Annotated in this window: 5 protein-coding genes; all 5 read left to right on the top strand. The window is 61.7% G+C overall.

Annotation, left to right across the window (positions count from 1 at the left end; genetic code table 11):
* Nucleotides 1-175 precede the first annotated feature (175 nt).
* The 5 genes from KDL09_RS25000 to KDL09_RS25020 all read left to right on the top strand — a co-directional run bounded on the left by KDL09_RS25000 (nucleotide 176) and on the right by KDL09_RS25020 (nucleotide 4,201).
* Nucleotides 176-991: a PD-(D/E)XK nuclease family protein gene (locus KDL09_RS25000; protein WP_294391591.1), complete on the top strand. Its 816-nt coding sequence runs from the start codon at nucleotides 176-178 to the stop codon at nucleotides 989-991.
* 65 nt (nucleotides 992-1,056) lie between these two features.
* The gene (locus KDL09_RS25005) at nucleotides 1,057-1,449 is read left to right on the top strand and encodes a hypothetical protein (RefSeq protein WP_294391594.1); all 393 of its coding nucleotides are present in this window, start codon (nucleotides 1,057-1,059) and stop codon (nucleotides 1,447-1,449) included.
* Entirely contained in the window at nucleotides 1,388-1,837 is a 450-nt protein-coding gene (locus tag KDL09_RS25010) for a hypothetical protein (RefSeq protein ID WP_294391596.1), read from the top strand. The genes KDL09_RS25005 and KDL09_RS25010 overlap by 62 nt, the downstream gene beginning before the upstream one ends.
* 83 nt (nucleotides 1,838-1,920) lie before the next feature.
* Entirely contained in the window at nucleotides 1,921-3,339 is a 1,419-nt protein-coding gene (locus KDL09_RS25015) for a DNA polymerase III subunit beta (protein WP_294391599.1), read from the top strand.
* 85 nt (nucleotides 3,340-3,424) lie between these two features.
* The gene (locus KDL09_RS25020) at nucleotides 3,425-4,201 is read left to right on the top strand and encodes a DUF932 domain-containing protein (RefSeq protein ID WP_294391600.1); all 777 of its coding nucleotides are present in this window, start codon (nucleotides 3,425-3,427) and stop codon (nucleotides 4,199-4,201) included.
* Nucleotides 4,202-4,204 lie beyond the last annotated feature (3 nt).

Here is a 4,204-nt window from a genome sequence, read left to right on the forward strand (position 1 = left end):
AGATCGACAAGCAGGAGGTCGAGGACCTGTCCCAGCAGCTCTTCGGTGTCGGCGTGAAGCAGCTCAACAAGATGCAGGCCTCGCAGCTCATCGACGACCTGCTTGTGCGGGCCGGCAAACCCGCCACCCGCCAGCCACGCTGGCAACCATCCGAACCCATCAACCACCAGGCCGCATGAACATGCTCGCCGAAGCTCCACCCATGGAGCACGGCGAGAAAGATCTCATCCGCGCCTTGCGGTGCACAGTGTCAGCCTCACGGTTGTCACTGTTCCTGCAATGCCGGCTGAAGTTTTACTATCGTTACGTGCTCAAACTGCAGAAGCCCAAGACGCCATCGCTCCATCTCGGCAGTGCGGTCCACACCGTGCTCAAAGTCTGGAACAAGGCGCGCTGGCTGCAGCAGCCGTTCCCGCTCAAGGCGGTCCACGAGACCTACCTCAAAGCGTGGACGGACACCACCGAAGGCCCCGTCGAATGGGAACCCGGTGAAGAAGAGTCCGACAAGACCACTGGCTGGCGGTTGCTCGACACCTATCTGCGGGAGCACCACGTTCCCGCGGAGATCAAACCCGACGCTGTCGAGGTGTCCGTCGAGGCCGACTTGTACAAGCATGGACTGCCCAAACTCATCGGCATCCTCGATCTTGTACAACAAGGACAGATCATCGACTACAAGACCACCTCCACGACACCCAACGCGGAAAAGGTGGTGCACACCACCGAGATCCAGACTAGCGCGTACGCCATCCTGTACCGACACAACACTGGCCGCGAGGAGGCCGGTGTACAACTCCACCACTTGGTCAAACTCAAGAACCCCAAAGTGGTCATCACGACCATGCCGCCCATGAGCCAGCAGCAGCAAACGCGGCTGTACCGGCAGATGGAGGCCTATGTACAAGGACTGCAGCGCGGTGACTTCATCCCGTCACCGGGGATGCACTGCGCGAGCTGCGAGTTCTTCAACGAATGCCGCCGCTGGCACTGACATCAACCAAGGCGGAGCCGGTCTTGTACACCGGCTCCGTCTTGCAACCTCAACCCCATCATCCCATGAAATATCCACTCATCTTCTTCTGCCTGCTGTGCTGCGCCACCACTGCAGCACAAGCAGGCTGGTTCTTCGACGATCCACCGCCGCCTCCACCGGATCTCGGTCCGGAATACCGCGCGAAGATCTCTTCACTCGAAGAGCAAATATCGGAACAGCACGCCACCACCAACCGCTGGGAGGTTGCCACCGGCACCCTCGCGCTGGGCTGCGTGCTGTTGTTTGTCATCGGAACGGCCCTTGGGGCCAAAACACGCCAACACCATGATGCCACACGAAGACTGGGACGATCCGTCCCCAACACCACAGCCACCGTCCCGGCATCTGCCAACGGTGCCCACCACCACCTGGGCGAAGCAGGTCCGCCAGATCGTCATTCATCGCTGGCAGCCTGAACCGCTGCCCGAACCGGTGGTCGACGTCGACCTGCCGAACTTGAGCGCCATTGAGCGCTCTGCCGAGGTGATCAGCTACACCTGCCGCCGGTTTGAGTACTGGCTCTCGCCGCAGGGAACGCTCCGTGAGTGGTTCAAGTTCAACCTGCGGCTGGCCTTCGGACTGGCGGTACCCGCCTTGCTGGTGGCGCCGCTGGTCACGCTGGCCTTGCAGCAGTTCAACACCTGGATCGATCTGATCACCCGGACCACCTCCAACCTCGTGCTGGTGCCGCTCTCGGTGCTGCTGGTTGTCGGCCTCATTTGCGGGCTCATCTCCATCGGCAAATCGATCCTCACGATGCGCCTGCGCCATCAGCAGCATCAACGCGATCCGTACTCGTACTAATCGCCACATCTCAACCCACGCCGCAGCCCGCGCGCCCTCACCCGGTGCACGGGCTGCTCTGCGTACAACCCGACTCATCCCTTATGAAACCCATCCCGCTTCCCATCGCGGAACTCAAACCCGCGCTTGCCGGTCTCGGCAAAGTCATCAACCCGCGCGCCACGCTGCCTGTGCTGCAGTACATCAAGATCGAGCGTACTGCCGAAGGCTGGATCGCGCTCACCGGCACCGACCTCGACCGCTTCGTCACGATGCGCCTCGAACATCCCACGGAAGGTTCGCCCGCCACCGTACTGCTCCCCCTCGAGCAGCTCGTACAAGTCGTCAAAAACTGCGGCGCCGGCGAAATCCTCGAAGTCGAATCCATTGACGGTGCCAGCATCATCCGCTTCCCGCTCGGCAGCGACACCGGGGAATCCAAGGTCGCCTTCCTGGCACCCGACGAGTTCCCGCCAACGCCGCGCCTCAAGGCCGAACCCATCCCGCTGCCCACGGAGTTGCGCCGCTCGCTGCTCCAGGCGCTGGAATGCGCCAGCGTCGACAGTGCACGCTACGTGCTCAACAGCGCGTTCATCGACACCGCCAATCCCAAGGCCAACCACATCATCGGCACCGACGGCAAGCACTTGTACAGCGCGAATTCCTTTGCGCTGCCCTTGAAGCACTCCGTCATCCTGCCCAATCACAAGTTCCTCGGCTGGAAGGAATTTAATAGTGACGGCGAATGGCAGGTCAAGGCCGATGAGCAGCACGTCCAGTTGTCCACACGACGCTGGCGGTTCATCAGCAAACAAATCGAGAGCAAGTATCCCAATTGGCGGCAAACCATCCCCAATCAGGCGGATGCCAAAACACACCTCACCCTCGATTCCGCACACCTCGGCACGCTCATCAAACTGATTGAGTGCATGCCCTGTCACGACGACCGTTGCCACAGCATCGGTCTCGAATGGAAAGGCGGGCAGGTCATGTTGCTCGGCCGGGACACCGCCAGCGACCCCTGGGTGCGAGTTCCTGTGCCCGACGTGAAAGCGACCGGCCCGGAGATCACGATCTTCGTCAACCGGCGGCTGTTCATCAAGGCCCTACAGTTCGGTCTCAACACGATCGGCCTCATCGATCCGGTGTCGCCGCTGCGGTTCCACCATCAGGGCCGGCAACTGATCGTCATGCCGCTGCGGCTTGAAACTCCGCCGCCTGCAACCCCACCACCCGCTCCGGTGCGCGCACGATCCGCGCTCTCCGCGGCACCACCCCAGCAACCCAAACCCATGATCACGCATCCCACTCCTCAAGAGCCACCGTCCAACGGCGTCAAGTCCCCGCTCGACGAAGCCATCGACCTGTCCCTGCAAGCCAGGGACAAGTTCAACGACGGGTTCAACCTGCTGCGCGACCTGTCCATCAAACTCAAGACCGCGCAGCGCGACCACAAGAACAGCAGCCGCGAGTTCAATTCCGTGCGTTCCACCCTGCGCACGCTGCAAGGGCTCAAGCTGTAACCAAACCACACACTCACATCCACCCCGGGGCCGGAGGCGCACGCTGCGTGTCCGGCCCCTCTTCATTCCAGAAAGGAACATCATCATGATTGCTCATCTCGATCCTCAACCTCAGCTCATCCAGCGCCGCAGCCCGAACCTGACCCTTCACTGCGGAGCATCGCATGTCGGACTCGACGAAGTCCGCGCGGTGGCCACGCCGCGTCACACGCAGAGCTGGTGTCCCATACCCCATGCGGAACTCATCCGCACGGTGCAGCGCACGCTCGCCACCACCAACCTGCGTATCGGCACGCAGGCCCATTCGTTGTCCCACGAGGGACAGCGCTACTTCGGTCTCATGGAAGTCCATTCACAGGCCTCCAGCGACGACTACTGCTGGGTGCTCGGATTGCGCAACAGCCACGACAAGACCTTCCCCGCCGGCATCGTCGCCGGGGCCAGCGTGTTTGTGTGCGACAACCTCAGCTTCTCCGGCGAGATCAAGTTCGCGCGCAAGCACACGCGGTTCATCGTGCGCGACCTGCCGCAATTGGTCGGTCGTTCCGTCGGTCTGCTGCTGTCCAAGTGGCATGACCAGGACAAGCGCATCGCGACCTACAAAAACGTCACGCTGGCCGATCCCATTGCGCATGATTTGATCATCCGTGCCGTGGACGTTGGCGTGTGCTCCAACCGCCTGATCCCTGAAGTGCTGCATGAATGGCGCGAGCCGCGCCATGATGCCTTCGAGGAACGCAACGTCTGGAGCCTGTTCAACGCGTTCACCGAATCGTTGAAGGACGGCAACCTTGCCGAACTCCCGAAGCGCACCGAAGCGCTTCACGGCTTGCTCGACACTCACGTGGGCCTGTTGTCATGAGCC

This window comes from Prosthecobacter sp. (assembly GCF_020439865.1).
Classification (GTDB): domain Bacteria; phylum Verrucomicrobiota; class Verrucomicrobiia; order Verrucomicrobiales; family Verrucomicrobiaceae; genus Prosthecobacter.